The 3537-nt window shown below is 70.3% G+C and carries 1 protein-coding gene; it reads left to right on the top strand.

The genetic code is table 11. The annotated features are described in order from the left end of the window. A partial coding sequence (locus tag H261_RS26595; protein ID WP_040477347.1) for a beta strand repeat-containing protein occupies positions 1 to 3537 on the top strand: 3537 nt, incomplete at both ends.

The raw sequence follows: 3537 nt of genomic DNA, 5'->3' as shown, positions 1-3537 counted from the left end.
CTGTCCACCACCCAGGTGACCAGCCTGACCGCCACCCAGGTGAGCGGCCTCAGCACCACCAATCTCAATGCCCTGTCGACCACCGCCCTGGCCGGCATCACCCTCACCCAGGCCCGGAGTCTGACCACCACCCAGGTCGGCGCCCTGACCACCACGGCGCTGGGCGCCATCGAGACCACCGACCTGGCGGTGCTGACCGCCACCCAGATCAACGCGCTCTCCACCACCAACGTGGCGGCGCTGTCCACCACCCAGGTGGCCAGCCTGACCCGCACCCAGACGGCCGGGCTCTCGACCACCACGCTGAACGCGCTTGAGACCACCGACGTTGCGGCCCTGACCACCACCCAGGCGCGGGCGCTGACCGCCACCCAGGTCGGCGGCCTGTCCACCACCCAGCTGAACGCCTTCGAAACCACCGACATCGCGACTCTGACCGCCACCCAGGTCGGCGGACTGACCACCACCCAGGTGACGGCGCTGACCACCACCCAGGTGGGCGCGCTGACCTCCAGCGAGGCCAAGGCGCTCTCCACCACCCAGGTCAACGCGCTGACCACCACCAACGTGGCCCAGCTGTCCACCACCCAGATTTCCGGCCTGACCACCGTTCAGGTGGGCAGCCTCAGCACCACCAATCTCAACGCGCTGTCGACCACCTCCCTGGCCGGCCTGACCCTCACCCAGGCCCGGAGTCTGACCACCACCCAGGTGGCGGCGCTGACCACCACCCAGGCCGGCGCGCTGACCACCACCGAGTTGGGCGCCCTGACCGCCACGGTGTTCAACGCCCTGTCCACCACCAACGTGGCGGAACTGTCCACCACCCAGCAGAGCGTGCTGTCGGCCACCACGCTGAGCGGCCTGGGCACCACGGCGCTGAACGCCCTGGACACCACCGGCGTCGCGGCACTGACCACCACCCAGATCAAGAACCTGACCGCCACCCAGATCGGCGGCCTGACCACCACCACGCTGAACGCCGTCGAGACCACCGATATCGCGGCACTCTCCGCCACCCAGATCGGCGGCCTGACCACCACCCAGATCACGGCGCTGACCACCACCAACGCCGCGGCGCTGACCTCGGCCGAGACCCGCGCCCTCACCGTCACCCAGCTGAACGCGCTGACCACCACCGGCGCGGCGTCGCTGACCAGCACCCAGGCGGGCAGCCTGACCACCACCCAGGTGGCCGGGCTCTCGACCTCCAATCTCAACGCCCTGTCCACCACCGGCCTGGCCAGCCTCTCGGCCACCCAGGTCCGGAGTCTGACCACCACCCAGGCGGCGGCGTTCACCACCACCGCGGCCGGCGCGCTGTCCACCACCGGCATTTCGGCGGTCACCGCCACCCTGCTGAACGCGCTGACCACCACCAACGCGGCGGCCCTGACCTCCACCCAGGTCGCTTCGCTGACCAACACCCAGGTTTCCGGCCTGACCGCCACCGCGCTGAACGCGCTGGAAACCACCGACGTGGCCGCCCTGACCACCACCCAGGTCCGGAATCTGACCTCGGCCCAGGTCGGCGCCCTGTCCACCACCCAGATCAACGCCCTGGAGACCACCGACGTGGCGGCCCTGACCGCCACCCAGGCCCAGAGTCTGACCGCCACCCAGCTGACGGCGCTGAACTCCACGTCGGCGGCGGCGCTGTCCACCACCGATCTGCGAGTGCTGACCGCCACCCAGCTGAACGCGCTGACCACCACCAGCGCGGCCTCGCTGAGCAGCACCCAGGTCGGATCGCTGACCAGCACCCAGGTGGGCGGATTGTCGACCTCCAACCTCAACGTGCTGAGCACCACCGCCGTCGCCAGCCTGAGCACCACCCAGGCCCGGAGTCTGACCTCCACCCAGACCGCCGCCCTGTCCACTACCCAGCTGGGCGCCCTGGAGACCTCCGATCTGGCGGCGGTGACCGCCACCGCGCTGAACACGCTGTCCACCACCAACATCGCTCACCTGACCACCACCCAGGTGTCGAGCCTGACCACCGCCCAGGTCAGCGGCCTCAGCACCACGGTGCTGAACGCCCTGGAAACCACCGATCTGGCGGTGCTGTCCACCGCCCAGGTGCGCTCGCTGACCGCCGCCCAGGTGGGCGGACTGACCACCACCCAGGTCAACGCCCTGGAAACCACCGATCTCGCCGCGCTGACCACCACCCAGGTCGGCGGGCTCTCCACCACCCAGGCCGGGGCGCTGGCCACCACGGCGGTGAGCGTGCTGACCGCCACCGAAGTGGGCGCCCTGTCCACCTCCAACCTGAACGCGCTGTCCACCACCAATGCGGCGGTGCTGTCCACCGCCCAGGTGAGCAGCGTCAGCTCCACCCAGGTCGGCGGCCTGTCGACCACCAACCTGAACAGCCTGACCACCACCACCCTGGCCAGCCTGACCGCCACCCAGCTGCGCGGCCTGACCACCACCCAGACCGGGGCGCTGACCACCACGGCGGCGGCGGCGCTGAATTCCGCGGTGATCAGCACGCTGACCGCCACCCAGATCAATGCCCTGTCCACCACCAGCCTGGCTGGCCTGACCAGCACCCAGGTGGCCAGCTTCAGCACCACCCAGGTCAGCGGCCTCAACACCACCACCCTGAACGCCCTCGAGACCACCGACGTGGCGGCCCTGTCCACCGCCCAGGTCCGGAGCCTGACCACCGGCCAGATCGCCGGCCTCAGCACCACCAACCTGAACGCCTTCGAGACCACCGACTTGGCGGCGCTGACCACCACCCAGGTGGGGGCCTTCACCACCACCCAGACCGGGGCGCTGACCACCACCGGCGTCGGCAGCCTGACCGCCACCGAAGTGGCGACGCTGTCCACCACCCAGATCAACGCGCTGACCACCACCGCGGTGGCGGAGCTTTCCACCACCCAGCTGTCGAGCGTCACCTCGGCGACGGTGGCCGGCCTGACCACCAGCAGCCTGAACGCCCTGTCGACCACGGCGCTGTCCGGCCTGAATTCCGCCCAGGTGTCGGGTCTGACCACCACCCAGGCGGCCGGCCTGATCACCACCGCGCTGGGCGCCATCGAGACCACCGATCTGCGGGCCATCTCGGCGACGGCGCTGAACGCGCTGACCACCACCGGTGTGGCGGCCCTGTCCACCACCCAGGTGGAAAGCCTGACCACCACCCAGGTCAGCGGCCTCAGCACCACCACGCTGAACGCCCTGCAGACCACCGACGTGGCGGCGCTGACCACCACCCAGGCGCGCTCGCTGGACGCCACCCAGGTGAGCGGCCTGACCACCACCCAGGTCAACGCCCTGGAAACCACCGACGTGGCGGCCCTGACCGTCACCCAGGTCGGCAACCTGACCAGCACCCAGACCGGCGCCCTGACCACCACCACCCTGTCGGGCATCACCTCGACCCAGGTGGCGGCGCTCTCCGTCACCCAGATCAATGCGCTCTCCACCACCAACACCGCGGCGCTGACCACCACCCAGATCGACGGACTGACCGCCACCCAGGTGTCGGGCCTCAGCACCACCACGCTGAACGCGCTGTCGACC

Source organism: Paramagnetospirillum caucaseum, assembly GCF_000342045.1.
Lineage (GTDB): Bacteria > Pseudomonadota > Alphaproteobacteria > Rhodospirillales > Magnetospirillaceae > Phaeospirillum > Phaeospirillum caucaseum.
The sequence above is the reverse complement of the archived record's forward strand: the minus strand, read 5'-3'. Positions and strand labels throughout refer to the sequence as shown.